The following is a 19,899-nucleotide window of genomic DNA, read 5'->3' on the forward strand; positions in this document are numbered from 1 at the left end:
CAAACCTAGGCGGTTATTTCAGCTGTATTTTTAACTTCAACGGGCAGTATAGTTTCTTTAGTCAGAGGTACAGGTTTATGAACAAACCGGACGATTACAATGTTAATCATCATAGCCCCGGCAAATACGCCTGCTAATCCCCATAAGAAGGGTGCTGGACTGATGGAACCAAACATTTGTGCCAAATAAGCTTGTACAGAATAATACATCGGTGTAATGCGGCCGAACCAATCGTATGGTGTATACATCATATCACGAGGCATGGTAGCACCATTGGCGATGGTTTGCATGAGCAGGATTGGAATATTTAAGACCATACCGCCTTCGCCAACTAGGAAGACCATAATCGCACACACGTTAAATGCAGCCATATACATTAGAATTTGCTGAGCAGCAACTGGTAACAGTAAGGATAGGTCTACATCTGCAATAGAGAATGCAATGGCTAAAGCAACGACTGTTGATAATACAGCGATTAATAAAGCTGTTAATTGAACGAACATAAACAGTTTTGTCTTGCTTGCTTTCCCGCGGTTCGCTTTAAAAGAAGCAACTAATTGCATGGAGGCAATCATTGCCCCAACATAACCAGCCATAGTTAAGAACATAGGTAGCATGTTGTTGTGCATGCCGTCCGGAACATCATTGATGACAACATAATTCCCGACATAACTATTCTCAATTTGTGTAGCCATTGCGGTGGCTTGTTCTTCTGGTACGTTAAAGTTCATTAACACACCTTTTGCGGTTTGCTCTGAGAAGTTCGCGCTTAATTGTTTGTTAATTTCTCCTACAACGGAAGACATGGCTGAAGATACCATGGTGGCAGAGGCTTCGTTGACTGTGAAATCAATACTTGCGGATACCTTACCGCTTTGAACGTTGGCGGAAAATTCTTCTGGAATATGGACAACTAGAGCTAACTTATTATGCTCTAATTCATCCATCGCCTTTTTATTCGATACATCGGTTTTTATCGTTTTGAAGGGTAAGCTCTCCGAAAACTGACTCGAAATCTGAGCCCCATATTTACCTGCATCATCGTTGACGATAGCAATTTTTAAATCATCCATGTTCCCTGGAAGTGCTGTATACCCTGGTAAGAAAATACCAAGCATCGCAATGGCATAGAACACACCCATAAAAATAGAACCAATGGCTCCTTTGGACTTCAAAAACTGTGAAAACTTCAACTGTATACCTTCTTTCTTCTGAATGACACTTTTATTTTAGTACTCTAATTAAAGTACTTTTAACTGAGTGAGGTTTATAGTACGATAATTCATTATAAATGTCAAATTTAAGATACAATGGATAAGTAGTGAATGATTAAAAAAATGAATAACTGAAGGGACTTCGGACATGAACAAGGTTATTGTAATTGGTGCAGGGATATTAGGGGCTTCAGCAGCTTATCAGCTAAGTAAGTTAGGTGCTGAGGTCATCATTATAGATCGTAAGGATGTTGGACAAGCAACGGATGCAGCAGCAGGGATTATTTGTCCATGGTTGTCTCAACGCAGAAACAAAGCATGGTATCGTCTTGCTAAGGCGGGAGCAAGCTTTTATCCGGCACTTATTCAAGAGTTGGAAGAGGCTGGAGAAACCGAGACTGGATACGCAAAAGTTGGAGCGATATGTATTCATGAGGATTTGAAAAAGTTACTCGCGATGAAAGAAAGAGCGGAACTGCGCAGAGAGGACGCCCCTGAAATAGGTGAGCTTACGATGTTGACGGATCTTGAAGCACAAGAGAAGTTTCCATTATTGTCGGAAGGTTATCATGCGCTGCATGTATCGGGTGCAGCAAGAGTGGATGGACGTGAATTACGTGATGCTTTGCTAAGGGCGGCACAGCGTAACGGTGCGCAGATGATTGAGGGAGATGCTATTCTTGAGCATGATGATCATGAAATTAAAGGGGTTAGCGTAGGAAAACAGACATTCACAGCGGATGAAGTCATTGTGTGTGCAGGGGCCTGGTCTAACGCTTTGCTACATCCGCTTGGGATCATGCTCCAGGTGCGTTATCAGAAGGCTCAAATTATGCACTTGAAGCTTGCTCAACAAGCGAGTACAGAGCAATGGCCTGTGGTAATGCCGCCTACAGATCAATATATCCTTGCATTTGCGGATCAAAATATCGTGGTAGGTGCTACTCACGAAAATGATGTAGTAGGTTATGATACTGCTGTAACCGCAGGAGGAATGCAAGAAATATTAAATAAAGGTCTTCAAACGGCTTCCGGTCTTGCGGATTGTAGCCTAAATGAGATAAGAGTAGGGTTCCGTCCATTTACAGCAGATTTTCTGCCCGTGTTGGGCAGGGTTCAAGGATGGAATAAACTAATTGTTGCTAATGGACTAGGTTCATCCGGATTAACGATGGGACCCTTTCTTGGTGAGCAGCTAGCCAAGCTAGCCATGGATCAACAGGTAGATATTCCGCTTGAAGACTATGCATTAGAGCATGCGATAAATTAATTACAACGAGCACGTATAAAAAAACCTTCTATATAAGTTGAACTAAAAACATTCTAAAAAGGAAAAGTGATGGAGGGGAAATTTGGAACTGTAGGAACGTAGTGTCCGCCTTTGTCACCGGATTTCAACCATGAAACATGGTAATAATCGAGAAATCTGGTGACAACAGCGGCCGGAAGTCCAAACATTCACCGGAGTCACGAACTTACCTTAATAGAAAAATCTTAAGTTCAACTAGTATAGCGAAGGTTTTTTTTATCCTTTATACTGAAAAGACCAATTTATCTTCCTAGGAGTTGTCTAACGAATCATGATAAAGAAAGAAGTCGCGCATATACGCAAGCAATTTAAGCTGGATCACGATTTAATGAATATTTACGATATTCTCAACGTGTATATTATGAAGGAAAGTAACGAGATCTATCATTGGGAGCGCCTGCCGTTTGGAATGGTGGATAGAGAGAAGCAGGAGCTGTATATGGGCAATTTCAAAAAGCTCTTGACCGGCGAACTGGATCAGAAATTGTTCGAGTTGAAGTTTCAGGCGGAAGCGGAGGAACCAGCGCAGGTGATGCTTCACCAAGCTTTGGTGACAGGGGATCCAGATGAATGGCAGGACCTGATGCTGCTGTTGGTGGACAGAATGATGGCGGATACTCATTATGAACGGGATACGGTGATCACTTTTGTTCGCGGACAGTATTACCGCCCGACCAAGGATAGAAACGATGAAGCCGAGGAAAGTGAGAAAAACGAAATGTTCGCGCATCCGTTTATTCTATGCAGCGTGAATTCCACGGAGAAGCAACGGAAAGCTCTCTTATTTGATTATGTGGAAAGGGAATTCAAGTACAACGTCATTGTAGATCCGATCGTCAAGTTAAGTACGCCGGAGCAGGGCTTCTTTTACCCAAGCGTGACGGATAATTATTCCGATGTGAACCGCATTCTGTATTGTACGGGAAAATCGAATTTTCCAGATCCGCATTTCATCGAGCAGGTCTTGAACGCTGAAAGATCCGTGACGGCACTGGAAGAGAGAGCTATTTTCGAAGATATCGTGAAGGAAGTGGCGGGCGATCAACTTGACGCGACCACCATTGCTCAGCTGTACGAGGAAATCCACCAGGTCATTGAAACTAATCAAGATGAAGAAGAACCTCCTAAACTTGACTATAGAGATGTAGAACGTGTGCTGAAGGTAAGCGGCGTTGAAGACGTGACGATGGAAAAAGTGGAACGTGCGTTTGAAACCATCGTAGACGATAAGCACTATGAAATGAAGGCAAGTAGTGTGATGCCGAAATTCACTACAAAATCGATAAAGATCGAAACAAAGGTAGCTACGATTTCGGTCAGTCCACAGGATTTGAAATATGTGAAGCAAGTGAATTATCAAGGTAGACGCTGCATTTTGATTGAGGTTGACGAAGATGCTGTGATCGAAGGATTTACACTCACTACAGAAACGCTTTAGATTTTTTAATAGCGGGCTATCCTTAAAGTCTTTGATCAAGACTTGGGATAGCCCTTTTTGTATCAAATATGGTACTTAAAGATATAGTGGATATATTCTTTTGCACTAGTATTAATTTCTTCATCGCTCGCTTGAAATGGCGGATAACTATACCAATACAAAGGGAATTGAAAGATCACATGGTCATAGGCTTCCATTAGATTTTGCTCTCTAGGAACATCAATATTCCAGTCAGGATACTCTTTATAAATCTCATGAATGGTAATATCGTTTGGATATTGCAGTAGCTCTTCTTTCCAGCGTTGATTGACCCTCGAATTCTCAAGGTTGGGATGTGCCACAATCACCAGTGTTTTCATAATGAATCTCCATTCCAGGCCTATATTAAGCGTATTTCTTCAAAATGCTGTGCCTTATTTTTATGAATATCATCATTATCTTGCAGGTTTTAAAAAAGAAAATACACACAATAAAGTAAGATGGTTACTTTGAAGTACGTACTAGACTCACGAAATAATATATGAAAAAATGAAGTTTTGGGTAATTTAATTAGATCTGTATGAACGAGTTGTTATTCTATGAAACAATATAATCTAGGGATAGAGGCAACACTAGAAATCATCGGTGGAAAGTGGAAAGCTTTGATCATCTGCTTATTGATGTCCGGTGTGAATTGCAGCGCAATATTCAGGGCATCTCACAAAAGGTCCTGATCCAGCAGATGCCGCCAAAAGTTGAATATAGCCTGACGGAATATGGGGTTACAGCCAATAAGATCGTTGACGTTATGTGTTCTTGGGGAAAAGAAAATATTAGAATCAGACAAGAACAAGGAGAAGAGATCGTCTTGTCGGAGGAGTTGTAACTGTTATAGCCGTCGAATAGGTTTGTACTTTAATTGGATCAAACTGATTTTACAGAATTGTTATCAAACTATTAAAAAAAAGTAGGGTAGCTCAAATCCCATAGTATAGCCGATGAAAGCGTTTCTATTGAGTTTGCGACCGCTATCCCCAAAAGAAATTGGCATTATTTAGTGCTTGAAGTTCCTCTGATATGGATATTTTATTTATTTATTGTTTTATTTCAATAGGATAATGTTACCTTACCGTAACACTGTCCTAGGTTTGCAGGACTATAATAAGTCTGTAATCGACACCAACCTTAAAAGACCATCGGAGGTAACACAATGAAAATAAAGAAAACATTATCCGTTGCATTATGTGTAGCAGCAGTCGCATCTTTCTCATCTCAAGCAATGGCCAATCCTGTCACAACGCCAACCAGTTCAACCGTAGCAACATCCGCTAATCAAGTTGGACAAAAATTTACACTAGCTGGTGTTAAAACGAACGCCAATACAGTATTGATAGCAACAAGAACGGTTGATCTTGATTTGGATGGCGTGAAAGACACTTTATATCTCATCGGCGACAAAAATGAATCTCCTGACTTCGACAACATTAATCTCATCGTTGTAAACGGCAAAACAAACAAAGTGTTAAACGCAGGGATTAAAGACTTTGGTGGTTCGAACGCGAAAATCAGCTATGTGAGTGATTTCAATAATGACCATGCACTTGATGTGATGATTACTGCGTACTCCGGTGGCAACCAAGGTTCTACCAATGCTAGAATCGTAACTTTCAAGAATGATACCCCTTCTATTATTCTGGGCGGGGATTTGAAGGTGAAAGGCGAACGGGCATTATTCAGAACATTAGAAGCAGTCGATGTGGAAAATGATGGCGTGAACGAACTGCTTGGAATCAGAATCCTCCATGGTGAAGCTACTTCAGTGGTAACAGGCTATGAAAAAGTATGGTTTGCGTACAAAAACGGCGAATTCCAAGTTAGCAAAACAGAAACTACTAAAGAAGACCCCTTCAAACAACCTGCACTTGGTGAACTGACTGTTGGCCAACCTTTCGCATTGCAAGGTGTTAACACAACAGATAAGACTGTTCTTATCAGAAAACAAGTTAACGATGTTAATAAAGACGGTGTCCAAGATAAAATCTATCTGATCGGTGACAAAGCAGATGAGCTTGGTTATGTAAGCAACATCAACCTGGTTGTTGTAGATGGCAAAACAAACACATTGAAAGATGCAAAAATCAGCGGTTTCGATGGCTACAAACCAGAAATTCAATGGATTGGTGATTTTAACGGGGACAAAGCAAATGATGTAATGTTTACAGCATTCTCCGGTGGTAACAATGGTACGACAGATGCTTACATATTGTCTTTCACAGGTGATAAGGTACAACCGCTTTTGAGTGTAAAACCTGTTGTGGATGGTAAACCAGCATTTTTCAACACTTTAGAGCAAGTGGATCTTAATAAAGATGGTGTATATGATCTGGTGGGAACTAGAAAAATTCGCGGTGACGCTGAAGCTATAGTTCTAGGTGAGGAAAAAACAACGTTTACTTTTAAAGACGGTGCTTTCAAGGTTGTGGGTACAGAAACCATTAAATCCGATAGCAAGCCAGTGACTACACCATCAACTACAACAAGTGATTTCACCGTTGGCAAACGCTTTGAGCTTAAGGGGATTACAACAACAGCAAAAACGATTTTGCTAGCGAAACAACAAGTTGATGTAACTGGTAATGGTGTTTCGGATAATGTTTTACTGATTGGTAACAAGGATGCCGCTAATGGTGGTCTGGTTACAGATATCAACATCGTCGTTCTAGAAGGTAAGACTAAAAAAGTGATCAACAGTAATATCAAAGACTTCTCGGGTTACCAACCAAAGATCAACTTCGTTGGCGATTTCAATGGTGATAAATCTCAAGATGTCATGATTACTGTATACTCTGGCGGTAACAGCGGTAGCACCAATGCTTACGTAGTATCCTTCAAAGACAGTGGTGTTAAAGTTCTTCTAAACGAATACGTGAAAGTGAATGGCAAACGTTCGCTCTACAATACAATGAAGGCTTCTGATGTAGATAAAAACGGAGTCTATGAGATTGTTGCAACAAAAACGATTCGTGGTGAAGCTACTTCCGTAATTAAAGGCGTAGAAACCTCTGTTCTTGCTTACAAAAACGGAGCATTCCAAGTTCGTTCGACAACTATGAAGAATTCGAAATAACCTTATAGCAAAAACCTAATTGTGAGGGAGTCTCCTAGTAGCCATAAAAAAGTGGCTACCGGGCGACTCTCTTTTTTTGGAGTTGGATTGACTTGTGCTCTTGGTGAGAACGCCTAAAACTAAACTCTCCCTTGCTCAAAAAGTCTTGCGGATCCATTATTAAATTACAAAATAACACGTTGATCTAAAGGAGAGAAAACAATCTTATGGAACTAAAAAAAATAAATGAATCGATTTATTATTTAGAAAATGTTAGAGAAACAGACAGACCTGTTTTGGGATATGTTGTAGGTGAGAACTTTTCAATTATGATTGATTGTGGAAATTCAAAATCGCATTTTGATGCCTTTATAAAGGGTTTGGATGATCACAATCTACCTCGTCCCAAATATGCTTTGATTACGCACTGGCATTGGGATCATACCTTTGGCATGCATGCCTTTGAAGGGGAAACCATAGTATCTTCAGCAACGAATGAGGTACTAAAACGATTGAAAGCGTGGAAATGGGATGAAGAGTCCGTTATAAAACGTTTAGAGACAAAAGAAGAAATAGAATTCGCCTATAACTGTATGAACAAAGAATATGATACGTTCGATAAGATTTCGGTCAGCACAGGATCGATTATTTTCGAGGATTCTTTAACATTGGATTTAGGGGGCATCACTTGCCAAATCCTCAAGGTAGGAGGGCCGCATGAAGCCGACTCTTGTGTTGTATATGTTAAAGAAGCAGAGGTTTTATTTGCAGGTGATGCACATAGTGGAGATTATTATCATGGAGAAGGTAAAATTGATCCCATAAAAATGAAGGAATATGTTGAGTTTTTAAAAAATCTTTCATTCACTACGTATATCCCAGGGCACGACGCCCCTATGAGCAAGGAGCAAATCATTCATGTGTTAAGTAGATTTTGTGAAGTGAAGTAACAGGGACTCCCTTTCCCTATACCCACCCCGTAAACTCCAATATAGATGCTTTTGCAGATTGGGTTTCGGAATGTGCGGCTTTACGCCATTGTTTGGGAGATTCGCCCATAAGCTTGGAGAAACATCGGTTGAAGCTGGAAATAGACTGAAAACCGACTTGTTCAGAGATGGAGAGGATGGAAGCATCCGTGCTTTTTAACTGCTTGCAGGCCTCTTCAATGCGGGTGCTGTTTAGGAAATCGAGAGGTGCAGTCCCCATGATCTCATGGAATTTTCTGCGAAAATGAGTGGTGCTTAGATGGCACAGATCAGCTAGGTCATTGATGGTAATCGGCATCATGTAGTTTTTAGTGATGTATTCCAGAACCGGAGAGATGACAAAATCTCCTTTCAGGTTATGCTCTGTTTCTTGCTCTACTAAGGGTTCATTCCGCGAATGAATTCTAAGCAGTTCTATATAAAGGGATAATAGTAAGCCGTAAGCACTTTCCTGATAGTAAGGATTTTTGTGCTTCAATTCCTCTACAATCGATGTCGCAAGGGTATAAACCTTGGGATGTTCCTCCTTGTTCAAAATACAATTCTTTCCCTTGATCGCCCACAAATTTGGCTCGAAGTCACTATAAGCGCTTTTGAATGAATGCTGAAAGAGCTCCTCTGGCGAGAAAAAGATATAAGACCAAAGACTGGCCTCATTTGGCGAACTATACGTGGTATGAGGCAGATACCTAGGGATGAAGGTCACATCTCCGGCTTTAAAGGGTACGGATTCACCTTTGATCTCCATGATGCCGCTATCCGAATGACAAATGCCAATCTCTAAATGGTTATGGAAATGGAGATGCTCACTTTTAATATCGGAAATCTTCCAACGTTCACCGCTTAACAGTAGAATAGGGAAGTTTATCGGCAAGCTGTAGTGGCGATATTCGATGACGGGTTTCTTTTTTCTGGGCATATTCTCAATACTCCCATTCTTATTACGTAGGTTGAGTAGATTATAGGTTAACGTTATATCAAATTCAACTATATAAAGAGAACTTGATATTATACAATTTAGGAAAAAAGTGGCGGAGGAGAAGTTTGGAACTGTAGGAGCGTTAGCGTCCGCCTTTGTCTGCAGATTTCCACCGCGAAGAGCGGTATAAAATCAAGAAATCTGCAGACAACAGCGGCCGGAAGTCCAAACATTCTCTGTAGTCACGGCCAATCCCGAAATATAAGAACCACTAGTTAATGGTTGAAATTGCACAATTTAGTTATGAATATGCTTAGAATCAGACCATTTTACTCCTTACAATAGAGTTAGTAAAGCGTTTACATAGGACGGACAGCTCTCAGCGCCAATGGGGGCGTGTGCGAAAGAGAGGAGAATCAAGATGCTTCAATTAACTTATGACAGAGAAGAGATTCTAAGCGTTATCGACAAAGTCGTTAGAAAAACAATGACGATGGATTTAACATGGGACTGGCCTTGTGGTGTGGCTTATTATGGGGTATCCAGAGCTTATAAAACGACAGGTAATAAAGAGTATTTGGATATGCTTGTCCAGTGGGCAGATGAATATATTGAGCTGGGCCTGCCGGACTGGACGGTAAACACCTGTGCCATGGGGCATATGCTGATCACCTTGTATGAAGAAACAGGCAATCAGAAATATTGGGATATTGTAATGAGCAAGGTGGATTATCTGCAGAACCATGCGCTCAGATTCGGAGATCATGTGCTGCAGCATACCGTTTCTATTTCGAATGATTTTCCAGAGCAGGCATGGGCAGATACATTGTTTATGGCGGCGTTTTTTCTGCTCCGTGTTGGAAGTAAATTAAACGATCAGGAAATGATCCAGGATGCCCTGAATCAATATTACTGGCATATCAAATACCTGCAAGACCCTAGCAGCGGCCTCTGGTACCATGGCTACAATAATGTGAAGCAGGATCATATGTCCGGACTATATTGGGGCAGAGCAAATGCTTGGGGCGCATATACCATGTCGCAAGTCAAAAAGCTTTTGAAAGAATGGTATTTGTATCCGGCGTGTATGGACGTGGAGTGTTCGCTGCGCGATCAATTGGCGGCACTCAAGCTTGTGCAAACGGAGAACGGCTTGTGGCGGACAGTGCTTGATGACGAAGAATCTTATGAAGAAGTATCTGCCTCTTGCGGGATAGCGGCTGCAATGATCAATAACGGCAACCCGCTGCATACCAAGTATGTGCAAAAGGCCCTGAAGGGTGTTCTAAGCAATATCAGCGAGGATGGACGAGTACTGGGTGTATCGGGTGGAACAGCGGTTATGAAAGACCGGGAAGGCTATCGCAATATTCCAAAAGACTGGATTCAAGGCTGGGGCCAAGGCTTAGCACTCTCGTTTCTGTCCGATATGCTCAAATAGGAGGGATCCAAGTTGTCCAAGCAAACAACGGGGGCCTTTACACTACCGGGCGAATCCGGTTATGAGGCACTGACCTTAGAGTTAGCTGAACGGTGGGGTGCCGATGTCATCCGTGACAGTGACGGTACACAGTTGTCCGATGAGATTATCAACGCAGGATACGGCATTTATTCTACAATCTGTATCATCAGAGATCATAATGAATGGGCATCTCAAAACCCTGATAAGCTACAGCAAAGCTTTTTAATTACTAATCCGAAGGTAGCGGTCGAAGATTATTTATCCATCTATTTGATGGAGGACTTTTTCGCTGAGCAATTCCGAGTAAATGATTCCAAAGAGGCGTTTAAGTACTGGCAGGTTTTTGACCGAACTACTGGTGAAGAGGTTCCAAAAGAACAGTGGAATTATGAACGGGAATCAGGAAATGTAGTCATTACTGGAATTGCGCCTTGGCATAAATATACGGTCAGCTTCATGGTCTACCGGATTTGGGAAGAGATCTCCATGTACAATCACACCACGAATCACTGGGAAAAAGAACATTTAATGCAGATTGATCCCATCTATGTTGAAACGCAAAAGTATTTGCTCCATTGGATTGAAGATTGGTGCCGTAAGCATAAGGAAACAACGGTGGTTCGGTTTACGTCCCTATTTTATAATTTCGCCTGGATCTGGGGCAGCAATGAGCGCAATCGCCATTTGTTCTCGGACTGGGGTTCATATGATTTTACGGTAAGCTCAAGAGCGCTTGATCTGTTTGCTCAAAAATATGGGTATTCGCTCACGGCCGAGGATTTTGTGAATGGTGGAAAATATCGTGTCAGTCATATCCCGCCGCAGCAGCGCAAGCTGGACTGGATGGCATTTATCAATGATTTTGTCATCGAATTTAGTAAGAAATTAATTGATATTGTGCATGGGTACGACAAGCTGGCATATGTCTTCTATGATGACAGTTGGGTTGGCATGGAGCCTTACAATGATCGTTTCGAGGAGTTTGGCTTCGACGGGATGATTAAATGTGTGTTCTCAGGGTTCGAGGCAAGAATGTGTTCAGGTGTAAAAGTAGATACCCATGAGATTCGGCTGCATCCCTACTTGTTTCCGGTTGGTTTAGGTGGTCTTCCTACCTTTATGGAGGGAGGGAACCCTACACTAGATGCCAAAAAATATTGGATCAATATTCGGCGTGCTCTGCTCAGAGAGCCTATAGATCGAATTGGATTGGGTGGATATTTGCATCTTGTAGAGCCTTATCCGGATTTTTGTGATTACATCGAAAAGATTGCGGGTGAATTCAGAGAAATTAAAGAGCTGCATCATAAAGGCAAACCGTATCACATTAAGACGAAGGTGGCCATTCTGCACGCTTGGGGCAAATGGAGATCGTGGACTTTGTCCGGGCATTTCCATGAAACGTATATGCATGATTTGATTCATATCAACGAGGCTTTATCCGGATTGCCGATTGAAGTACAGTTCATTGATTTTGAGGATATCCGTCAGGGAATTTTAAAAGATTGTGATGTAGTGATCAATGCCGGATCGGCTGGTTCAGCATGGAGTGGTGGAGAACGCTGGAGGGACAACAAGTGTGTGGACTTACTGACAAAGTGGGTGTTTGAAGGTGGTACTTTTATAGGCGTGAATCAGCCTTCAGCGCTTGAAGGGTATGACAGCTTTTTCAGAATGGCACATTTGCTTGGTGTAGATGAGGATACAGGCTCCAGAGTAGCGCATGGAAAATGGACATATGAAGTGAAGGATGAGCTTGGTTTAGTGCCTATTGGGGCTAGCATAACACCCAAAAATAACATTTATCTTACCGATGGAGCAGCAGCGGTTGTGAATGAAACGGATGGTCTAATAACACTGTCCACCCATGCTTTCGGTAAAGGAAAGGGGATCTATCTGCCTTCTTTCACCTTCAGCTTTGAGAATACAAGATTGCTGCTGAATTTGATTCGTTTTGCGGGTAATGAGTTCACGGAGACCAAGTACATTACGGACAACTTATATACAGAGTGTGCTTATTATCCGGAAAGCAAAATACTCGTGGTCATTAACAATAGCGATCAGCTTCAAAGCACTACGATTCATACGGAATATGGACAACAAACCCTGGAATTAGATCCGTATGACACGATTATTAGAACTATTGGTGACTAGTAAGATTGAATAAAAAGCTCAAGCTGTGGCTATCCTGCCGATGCTTATGTTCACAATATCCCTCGCAACAATGACTATAACTAAACTCTCCCTTGCTGAGCATGGCCTGCCTCATCCATTATTTAACTAAGAAATGATTTGCAGCGCCATAAAAGATTGGAGACGATGTTTATTCATGAGGGACTTTGTAAGCCGAAATCCGAAGGATGAAGATGCGGAGCAAATTGAAAGCATGGATTTTGTTCTAAAAATGCTATATCTGTATCATGGAGATCTGGATAAGCGGAATATGTTCTGTGCAGTGAGTGGCGACGGAGAGGTTCTGGCCGTTGCTCATCTGATGGAGCATGATACTTTTCATGCGGTTGGACATGATGAAGACCCAAACTTCAAACGATATCTTAATTACGAAATTATATTTGCAGAGAATGCCGAGGATGAAGGTATCAAAGCTGCACTGATTGAAGCATTAATCGGACGGGCCAGAGAAATTAAAGCTGGGTATCAAGAGAAGCGCATTATCATGGCTCAATATCTCGACACAGATGATCTCGAAGAGTTGAGCTTCTGTCTAGCGCGTGGATTTACGATTTGCGATACGATTGTCGTGTTTAAATTTGACTTGAGTAGGGAGATTCCTAAGTATCCTTTACCAGAAGGGGTTCTGGTGAAGCCAACTGCACTGAACAATAGTGAAGCTCAGGAACAATATCGTCATGCTGAACTCGCAGCCTTTGACGGTGTGGCGTGGAGTCTGAACCATTTGGGGTGGATGCAGGGATCTCCCGAAATCGTTAATTTCTGCGCGTTTCATGGCGATCAATTGATCGGCAACACCTCAACCTGGAGAATCACGGACGAGAGGAGTGCAACGGAGAATGTATTCGTCATTCCTGAATGGCAGAAAAAAGGTGTCGCTCGTAACATCATCTGCACCGCTCTGAACTATCTAAAACAGCAGGGAAAAACAACCGCCACTTTGGGCACGCACGGTGATAATAAGAAAGCTATTAGGCTATACACTCAGATCGGGTATGAGTTGTGCGGTTCAAGATTTACCGTTGGCTATGAAATCGATTAATAAGCATTTACTAGACGACTTCGGTCGTCTTTTTTATTTACAAGGACTACTGATCTTCTTTATTGAATTATTACTAATAAGGTATTATTTTCAAAATAATATGTTTATTTAAAAAGGGAGTTTAGAGGAATGATTAGAATCTGCATTTGTGACGACGAGCAATTACATAGTTCCAAGTTAGAGAAGATTATTATGGATAGTGCAGGTAAGTATCAAAACGTTGAGCTAGATATAGACATTTACGAATCCGGAAAATCATTGTTGAATGCTTTAAAAGCTAGAAACGAAGAGTATCAAATATTATTCTTAGATATTGAAATGGAATTTTTAAATGGAATCGAAGTCGCTAGGGAAATTAGAAAAATAGATAAAAATATGATTATCATTTACGTTACCAGCTATGACAATTACACCATGGAAAGCTTTGAAGTTTCACCTTTTCGATACATACTTAAACCTATTCAAGACGAACATATAAGCAAAATATTACTCCACGCCATCGATGAGGTTAGAAGGAATAACCAGTACTTATTCTTCAAAACTCAAAATCTTAACTATCAAATCAAAAGTGAGACGATTCTATTCATTTCATCTGAGAAAGGTAGGATTATACATGTTGTAACCGTTGATGACGAGTTTTCATTTTATGGCACGATAAAAGAGATTGAAGAAATGCTTGATCCCTTGTCCTTTATAAAAGTAAATCAAGGCACCATTTTGAATCTAAATTATGTACATATTGTTTCGGGAACCGATATTATTCTCACCAATAAAGAAAATTTCGCAATTAGTAGAGGTCAGAGAAAGGTAGTTAAAGATGCTTATAACAACTTCATAAAAAGGAGGATTGGCTATTGAGAAATATTGAGGTTATTAGCATTGCAGTTCTAGCTATTCTCTATACGCTTGTTCAGGTAACATCTATTTCTATTTATTTCAATGGATTCCTTAACCTCAGAATTTCAAAGTATAAATTTTATTCCTTAACATTTCTCGCTATGGGAGTAATAAAATTATTGTCTAGTGATACAAACTCTATGGTTAAGTTGTTTTTATTTGTTGTTCTTTTGAGTATCTGTATACTGTATTCGTTCTACGGATCAATGGCTCAAAGGATCTATCACATTATCTTTTTTACGCTGATCACTACACTTGCAGACTTGGCGTTGTCTATTATTACATATAATTATGATCAAAAATTTGAAGGCCAGTTATTCATTATGCTAGTCGTATATTTTAGTGCAAACTTTTTATCGTTGTTAATTGTGATGTTGTCGGCAAAGCTGTTACTCTATTTTAGATCTGATAATGAGATCGGATTAAGTAATAAGGAATGTTTGTTATTAAGTATTGTGCCTTGTCTATCTTTAATGAGTATATATTGGGTTTTTCAGTATAAAGATATCAATCAATTCGTTCCATGTGTTTTTTTGTTAATTGTGAATGTGTGCATTATGCTGATTTACAATAGTTTAGAAGGGAAAAATTTTCTTATACATAAGTACTCCATAATGGAGACACAAAATAAATATTACGAAGAGAGCTTAGAGAATCAAAGGGAAATGTCTAAGCTAAAACATGATCTGAAAAATATTTTATTAAATATAGCCTATGGATTGGAGAGGAAAAAAACAGACGAGGTAAAAGAGGAGCTACAGGAGTTATTGAAAACCAATGTATTCTCATATAGATTATTAACCGGGTGTATACCCATCGATGCCATTCTTAATAGTAAGCTAGAACAAACCAAAAAGTATAATATAGAATGCACTTTAGACCTCCAAGTTCCTCATGACTTATTTATAGAACATACCATTGACCTAGCGGCCATATTAGGGAATCTTTTAGATAATGCAGTAGAAGCAGTGCTTAGATTAACAGAAGAAATAAAAAAGGAAATTGAAATCAACATAAAGTTTAGTGAGGATAAATTATTCATAATCATTGTAAATTCGTCGAATCATGTGAATGTGGATTTCTCCTATGGGCGATTAATTTCTGAAAAAGGGAAAAATAGGTACGGCATTGGAATCAGCAGCATCAATGAACGAGTCAAAAAGTTAAAAGGATACTTAGACTTTTCGTACGATGAGGGCTATTTTAATTCAATCGTAGTTCTACCAATTCCGTAAGACAACAAAAAGGCGACTTTCCATTCAAAAATCGAATGAGAAATCGCCTTTTTATTTTGCAGATTACAACGAGTATTGTGCGGATTACAACGAGCATCAAAAAACAAAAAAAATATTGGTTTATGATTTCAATGTAGGTTATCAAGGGCATGAATATTCCAAAGTACAAAAGAAAAGTGAAATAGGGGGGAGCAAAGAGTCGCCATTGCGCGGGCTTTCGTTATGCAAACTGTATCCATTTCTTTTTTGGGACATGTGAATTCTAAATCAAATAGGAAAGGAGGGAGAACGTTATGATTCCATTAGTTGTATTAGTGGTTGTATTTGCTTTATTGACTATAACGTTATCATGTCTATGGCTCTACAATGATTGTTTGTATCGAGGAATAAATCCTTGGATTTGGGTATTCTTAATGATTGCGACCACTCCCATATTGGGATTCATTTTATATTCTCTTATTGGAAAAAGAGGAATATCAATTACGGGTAAGTCTAGAAAGAATAAGTATATAGGATCTGCGGTTTTTATTACCATACTGTTGCTTATCTTTTCAAGTATCGGATTAGCATTTTATTCAGTGACATAAGTAGAGAAGTTAGATTTAAGCTGACAGTGCTCTGTAGAGTTTCTACAGAGCTTTTTATTATTGTTATAATTCATTTCAATATTTTACCGCCTATGTTACTATGTCTACGATCATAAAAGGAATAATTTAGAAGATTGGGTGGATTTAATGGAAATCGGTGCTGTAACTTTGATTGTAAAAGACATGGAAAAGATGGCCACATTCTATCGGGATGTCATGAACATGGCTATAGAATGGGATGGTGGCGTATTTACCGGGGTTCAGCTAAAGAGTGGTGTATTTTTTAATTTGTGTCAGCGGGATGCGCTGAGTATTTCAGGACTAGGTTATCCCAATGGGTTGAATGGGACAATGGAAGTCTCATTTGGCGTTCCCTCACCTGAAGAGGTCGACAAGGAATTTGAGCGTCTGGTGAAGGCAGGTGCAACTCCTATAAAAGAACCTATTTCACAGCCCTATGGGTTGCGTGAAGCTGTTGTGGCTGACCCAGAAGGCAATTTGCTTGAGATCGTAGCTGGCATTCCACAAGAATAATTGGATATATACAATCACCCGAAAGGAAGAATTGCTCTTGAGAACCCCTATAACTAATGTAAACTGGCTTGAACACCATAAAATCATGGATGAGCTACTCTATCATGAAGCCAGCTTAACCACGCATCCGATGGATGATGGCTTTGAAGCTGAGGTTCTAAAGATCAATCTAGATCAGGAAAGCTATGTCTTGAAAACATGGAGTAAGAGCTCCAAACCAGATGTTCAGTTTCAATATCGTTTATTGGATGTCCTGTCCGAACGAGGGGTAGCCGTCTCTAAACCAGTGGGTTGGGGAATCAATCCGGACGGGAATAAGGTGTTGTTAACAAGCTTTGACGGAACGCCAATTCATAAAGTGAATAATAAGACAATGAAGGAGCTCGCGAGCATTTTAGCCAGAATTCATCAAATAGATATCGCTGAGCTGGAACATATACAACTACCTAAGTACGATTTCATCGACTACTTTTTTCCTGAAGGGAGAGAGCATACAGACCTTAATCAAGCTCTGATTTCTCTAGTGGAGCAAACTCCAATGAGACAAGATCGTATCATTCATGGAGATTTTCATTTAGGGAATATAGTAGAGGAACAACAGCGATTTACCGTCATCGATTGGACGAACGGCCAGTTGGGAGACCCTAGATATGATTTTGCATGGTCACTTATTCTGCTGAAAGTCCACATCTCCGAGCGTTACGCTGATATGTTCCGTTCTGCTTATCTATTGGACAATTTTATGAAGCAGGAAGAGCTTGAGGTATTCGAAGCATGGGCTTGTCTAAGATGGATCTTACTGAATAGACGAGGCAGTACACCTAAAGGACCTAATGTATCGAAGAGGGTAAAAAGCATACTAGGAAGTAATCGCTTCCTGAAAGATTTGGATTTCCAAGGGTTTAAATGAACTTCATCTTAAAAAGAATTACAATACAGACCGCAACCCTTTGCGAGGGAGGCGGTCTATTTACGTTTGTTCGCTGCTTTCATTCAATATTCAGTTTGGGTGTTTATAATGCTTTTTATGAATCGGGGGATGTGCTTGTATAGACTTCGACTGTGAAAAGGAGGTTTTCCATGGTAAGGGCAATTCAAAAAACATTGTATCTCATACTGGCATGCTTCATAGGACTGTTTATCGCTTCCTCCTTTTTTATCCGGGCGAAATATAATTATTTCGTACATGGGGACACGCCAGTTTTGGAGAAGCAACAGCTGGGCCTTTTTATTCTAGGGATTGTGGTGGTGCTGGCGTTAAGCGTTATTTTGTATAAAATATGCCTGAAGCTTAATCAGTACAGTTGGAAAATCGTAATTCCAGCCATATTGCTATGTTCCTTTGCTATTCAGATCGTGATCATTTTTCTATTTCCTCGCTTGCCGACGGATGATTCGCAGACGGTGCTTTCACTGGCACTCGATATGCTGTACAGGAATGATTATTCATCTTTTGACACGACAGGTTATCTGCATATGTTCCCGTTTAACTTCTCGATTGTTGTGTACTTAAAGACGTTGCTACAGTTATTTCCGGATAATTACTTGGTGATCAAAGTATTCAATATTCTATTTACACTCTTAACCTCGTTAATGATTTACCTGCTGTATAAAGAGCTCAAGGGTAAGTCTGAGGATCATGATTATGGCATTCTCGTATTTGCCGCTACCTATATCCCTTCTTTGTTTATGAGTAATTTAATTTATAACGATGTGATCGCTACCGCCTTTTTAACAAGTGCTTTATATTTTGCCGTGAAATTTATCAAAAGAAAGTCCTTAAAGGATATTGTCTTCGCAGCCATCTTCCTGGCAGTCGGCAACTATTTCCGAAGTATCGGTGTTATTTTTCTGATTGCTGTGGTAGTCAGTCTTTTGTTCAACATGCGTGCGATCGGGGTGAAAAAGGCTCTAAGCGCCTTGTTTATTACGGCTTTATTGTTTAATGTTCCAGGTTGGGCGCAAAATGCTGTGCTGCAGGCGACGAATGTCGTAGATGAACCGATTAACGAAAATTCCGCACCGGTCTATATGTGGATGAATATGGGGATCAATCTGGAGACGTTTGGATTCTGGGATAACTGGCAGAGCTATACGATCTATCAGCAGGATGCCAATTATAATAAGACAGAAAGTACGCAGCTATTTAAAGAGGAAATCAGCCATAAACTCTCCGAGGCGAGCCTAAGCGACGTAGTGAAAATGTATTATAAAAAAATCGTTTGGACCTGGACAGAAGGAACATACCAGATGGAACGATATGGACTTGGGAATGATGGATCATCCAGTAACGGTGGAAGAATGGGCTTTGTCATGGACCGTTATAGCTACACTAATGCTGCTACGGATCTATTTAAGGGGGATTCGAGCTACCGCAGCGGGCTACTGTGGTTGCTGTATGTCCTGAATTTTCTGATGTATGTTTTTATACTCGTTCGCTTAATCGGTGGAATAAGAGCCAAAAGATTTGAAGAGACCTCTTTGATTCTTGTGGTGCTGGGCTTTATCGGATTTTATCTACTATGGGAGATTAAGTCTCGATATATTTACCCGGTATATCCGCTGCTGATCGTGTTATCCTACATGGGTTTTAAAGATGTATATGATTATATGTTAAAAAGATATTTTCCACGTTGACCATGTTTGCTCGGAAAGAGGGGGTTCATAGATGCGGATCAAGCGATATATCACTTTGCTCATAGTAGTGCTTAGTTGTTCCATGGTGCTCATCTCCTGTGACGCCATCACCGCTCAGAAGATATCAAGTACAGATTCTGGTTCAAGGGCGAACGGGGGACAGGGCTTTAACGGTGGTCGGGGTAAAGATGGAGGTAGCTCTCCCGGCATAAATGGTGGGACAAGAAGAAACGGCAGCCAAGGTACAGATGGAGGAGTTAGCGGGCAAAGTGGGCGACAGTGAACAAATTTCATGAACTTGCCCCAAGCCTACGAAGATTAAGTGTGATAGGATAAGATTACATTTAAATTCCCCGCG

The 19,899-nt window shown here is 40.5% G+C and carries 17 protein-coding genes and 1 pseudogene; 15 read left to right on the top strand and 3 right to left on the bottom strand.

What is annotated here, in order from left to right; all coding sequences use genetic code 11:
• Positions 1 to 5 precede the first annotated feature (5 nt).
• Positions 6 to 1,193, bottom strand: coding sequence for an ABC transporter permease (locus MKY19_RS03575; RefSeq protein WP_339800378.1), 1,188 nt, complete (start codon positions 1,191 to 1,193; stop codon positions 6 to 8).
• A 169-nt stretch (positions 1,194 to 1,362) separates the two neighbouring features.
• Between MKY19_RS03575 and MKY19_RS03580 the strand changes: the two genes are divergently transcribed.
• The gene (locus MKY19_RS03580) at positions 1,363 to 2,484 is read left to right on the top strand and encodes an FAD-binding oxidoreductase (protein WP_339800381.1); all 1,122 of its coding nucleotides are present in this window, start codon (positions 1,363 to 1,365) and stop codon (positions 2,482 to 2,484) included.
• Positions 2,485 to 2,794: 310 nt separating this feature from the next.
• Positions 2,795 to 3,961 (top strand): DUF4317 domain-containing protein, encoded by a 1,167-nt coding sequence (locus MKY19_RS03585; protein WP_339800383.1) that lies wholly within the window; start codon positions 2,795 to 2,797, stop codon positions 3,959 to 3,961.
• Positions 3,962 to 4,023: 62 nt separating this feature from the next.
• Here the strand turns inward: MKY19_RS03585 and MKY19_RS03590 are convergent, their stop codons facing one another.
• The gene (locus tag MKY19_RS03590) at positions 4,024 to 4,320 is read right to left on the bottom strand and encodes an NAD(P)H-dependent oxidoreductase (protein WP_339800388.1); all 297 of its coding nucleotides are present in this window, start codon (positions 4,318 to 4,320) and stop codon (positions 4,024 to 4,026) included.
• A 219-nt stretch (positions 4,321 to 4,539) separates the two neighbouring features.
• On the opposite strand from MKY19_RS03590, the pseudogene MKY19_RS03595 reads away from it, so the two are divergent.
• From MKY19_RS03595 to MKY19_RS03605, 3 genes and pseudogenes are all read left to right on the top strand, one after another.
• Positions 4,540 to 4,826: pseudogene (locus MKY19_RS03595) on the top strand (helix-turn-helix domain-containing protein).
• Between the two features lie 324 nt (positions 4,827 to 5,150).
• A complete protein-coding gene (locus MKY19_RS03600; protein WP_339800391.1) occupies positions 5,151 to 7,067 on the top strand; it encodes a hypothetical protein in 1,917 nt (638 codons plus the stop codon).
• 206 nt (positions 7,068 to 7,273) lie between these two features.
• Positions 7,274 to 7,996, top strand: coding sequence for an MBL fold metallo-hydrolase (locus MKY19_RS03605; RefSeq protein WP_339800394.1), 723 nt, complete (start codon positions 7,274 to 7,276; stop codon positions 7,994 to 7,996).
• Positions 7,997 to 8,012: 16 nt separating this feature from the next.
• Here the strand turns inward: MKY19_RS03605 and MKY19_RS03610 are convergent, their stop codons facing one another.
• Positions 8,013 to 8,954 carry an AraC family transcriptional regulator gene (locus MKY19_RS03610; protein ID WP_339800396.1) on the bottom strand — a complete coding sequence of 314 codons (942 nt, stop codon included), beginning with the start codon at positions 8,952 to 8,954 and terminating at the stop codon, positions 8,013 to 8,015.
• Positions 8,955 to 9,375: 421 nt separating this feature from the next.
• Between MKY19_RS03610 and MKY19_RS03615 the strand changes: the two genes are divergently transcribed.
• The 10 genes from MKY19_RS03615 (at position 9,376) to MKY19_RS03660 (ending at position 19,824) form a co-directional block, all read left to right on the top strand.
• A complete protein-coding gene (locus MKY19_RS03615; protein WP_339800398.1) occupies positions 9,376 to 10,395 on the top strand; it encodes a glycoside hydrolase family 88 protein in 1,020 nt (339 codons plus the stop codon).
• 12 nt (positions 10,396 to 10,407) lie between these two features.
• Positions 10,408 to 12,570, top strand: a complete 2,163-nt coding sequence (gene gnpA, locus MKY19_RS03620) for a 1,3-beta-galactosyl-N-acetylhexosamine phosphorylase (protein ID WP_339800401.1) — start codon at positions 10,408 to 10,410, stop codon at positions 12,568 to 12,570.
• A 175-nt stretch (positions 12,571 to 12,745) separates the two neighbouring features.
• Positions 12,746 to 13,651 carry a GNAT family N-acetyltransferase gene (locus MKY19_RS03625; RefSeq protein ID WP_339800404.1) on the top strand — a complete coding sequence of 302 codons (906 nt, stop codon included), beginning with the start codon at positions 12,746 to 12,748 and terminating at the stop codon, positions 13,649 to 13,651.
• Between the two features lie 129 nt (positions 13,652 to 13,780).
• Positions 13,781 to 14,509, top strand: a complete 729-nt coding sequence (locus tag MKY19_RS03630; protein ID WP_339800407.1) for a LytTR family DNA-binding domain-containing protein — start codon at positions 13,781 to 13,783, stop codon at positions 14,507 to 14,509.
• The gene (locus tag MKY19_RS03635) at positions 14,506 to 15,783 is read left to right on the top strand and encodes a GHKL domain-containing protein (RefSeq protein ID WP_339800410.1); all 1,278 of its coding nucleotides are present in this window, start codon (positions 14,506 to 14,508) and stop codon (positions 15,781 to 15,783) included. The genes MKY19_RS03630 and MKY19_RS03635 overlap by 4 nt, the downstream gene beginning before the upstream one ends.
• A 293-nt stretch (positions 15,784 to 16,076) precedes the next feature.
• On the top strand, positions 16,077 to 16,370 hold the full coding sequence (locus tag MKY19_RS03640; RefSeq protein WP_042184881.1) for a hypothetical protein: 294 nt from the start codon (positions 16,077 to 16,079) through the stop codon (positions 16,368 to 16,370).
• Between the two features lie 147 nt (positions 16,371 to 16,517).
• Positions 16,518 to 16,904: a VOC family protein gene (locus MKY19_RS03645; RefSeq protein ID WP_339804141.1), complete on the top strand. Its 387-nt coding sequence runs from the start codon at positions 16,518 to 16,520 to the stop codon at positions 16,902 to 16,904.
• A 37-nt stretch (positions 16,905 to 16,941) separates the two neighbouring features.
• Positions 16,942 to 17,814, top strand: coding sequence for an aminoglycoside phosphotransferase family protein (locus MKY19_RS03650; RefSeq protein WP_339800414.1), 873 nt, complete (start codon positions 16,942 to 16,944; stop codon positions 17,812 to 17,814).
• 170 nt (positions 17,815 to 17,984) lie between these two features.
• Positions 17,985 to 19,541, top strand: a complete 1,557-nt coding sequence (locus tag MKY19_RS03655; protein WP_339800417.1) for a glycosyltransferase family 39 protein — start codon at positions 17,985 to 17,987, stop codon at positions 19,539 to 19,541.
• Positions 19,542 to 19,572: 31 nt separating this feature from the next.
• Positions 19,573 to 19,824, top strand: a complete 252-nt coding sequence (locus MKY19_RS03660) for a hypothetical protein (protein ID WP_339800420.1) — start codon at positions 19,573 to 19,575, stop codon at positions 19,822 to 19,824.
• Positions 19,825 to 19,899 lie beyond the last annotated feature (75 nt).

This window comes from Paenibacillus sp. FSL R5-0744 (assembly GCF_037972555.1).
Lineage (GTDB): Bacteria > Bacillota > Bacilli > Paenibacillales > Paenibacillaceae > Paenibacillus_AQ.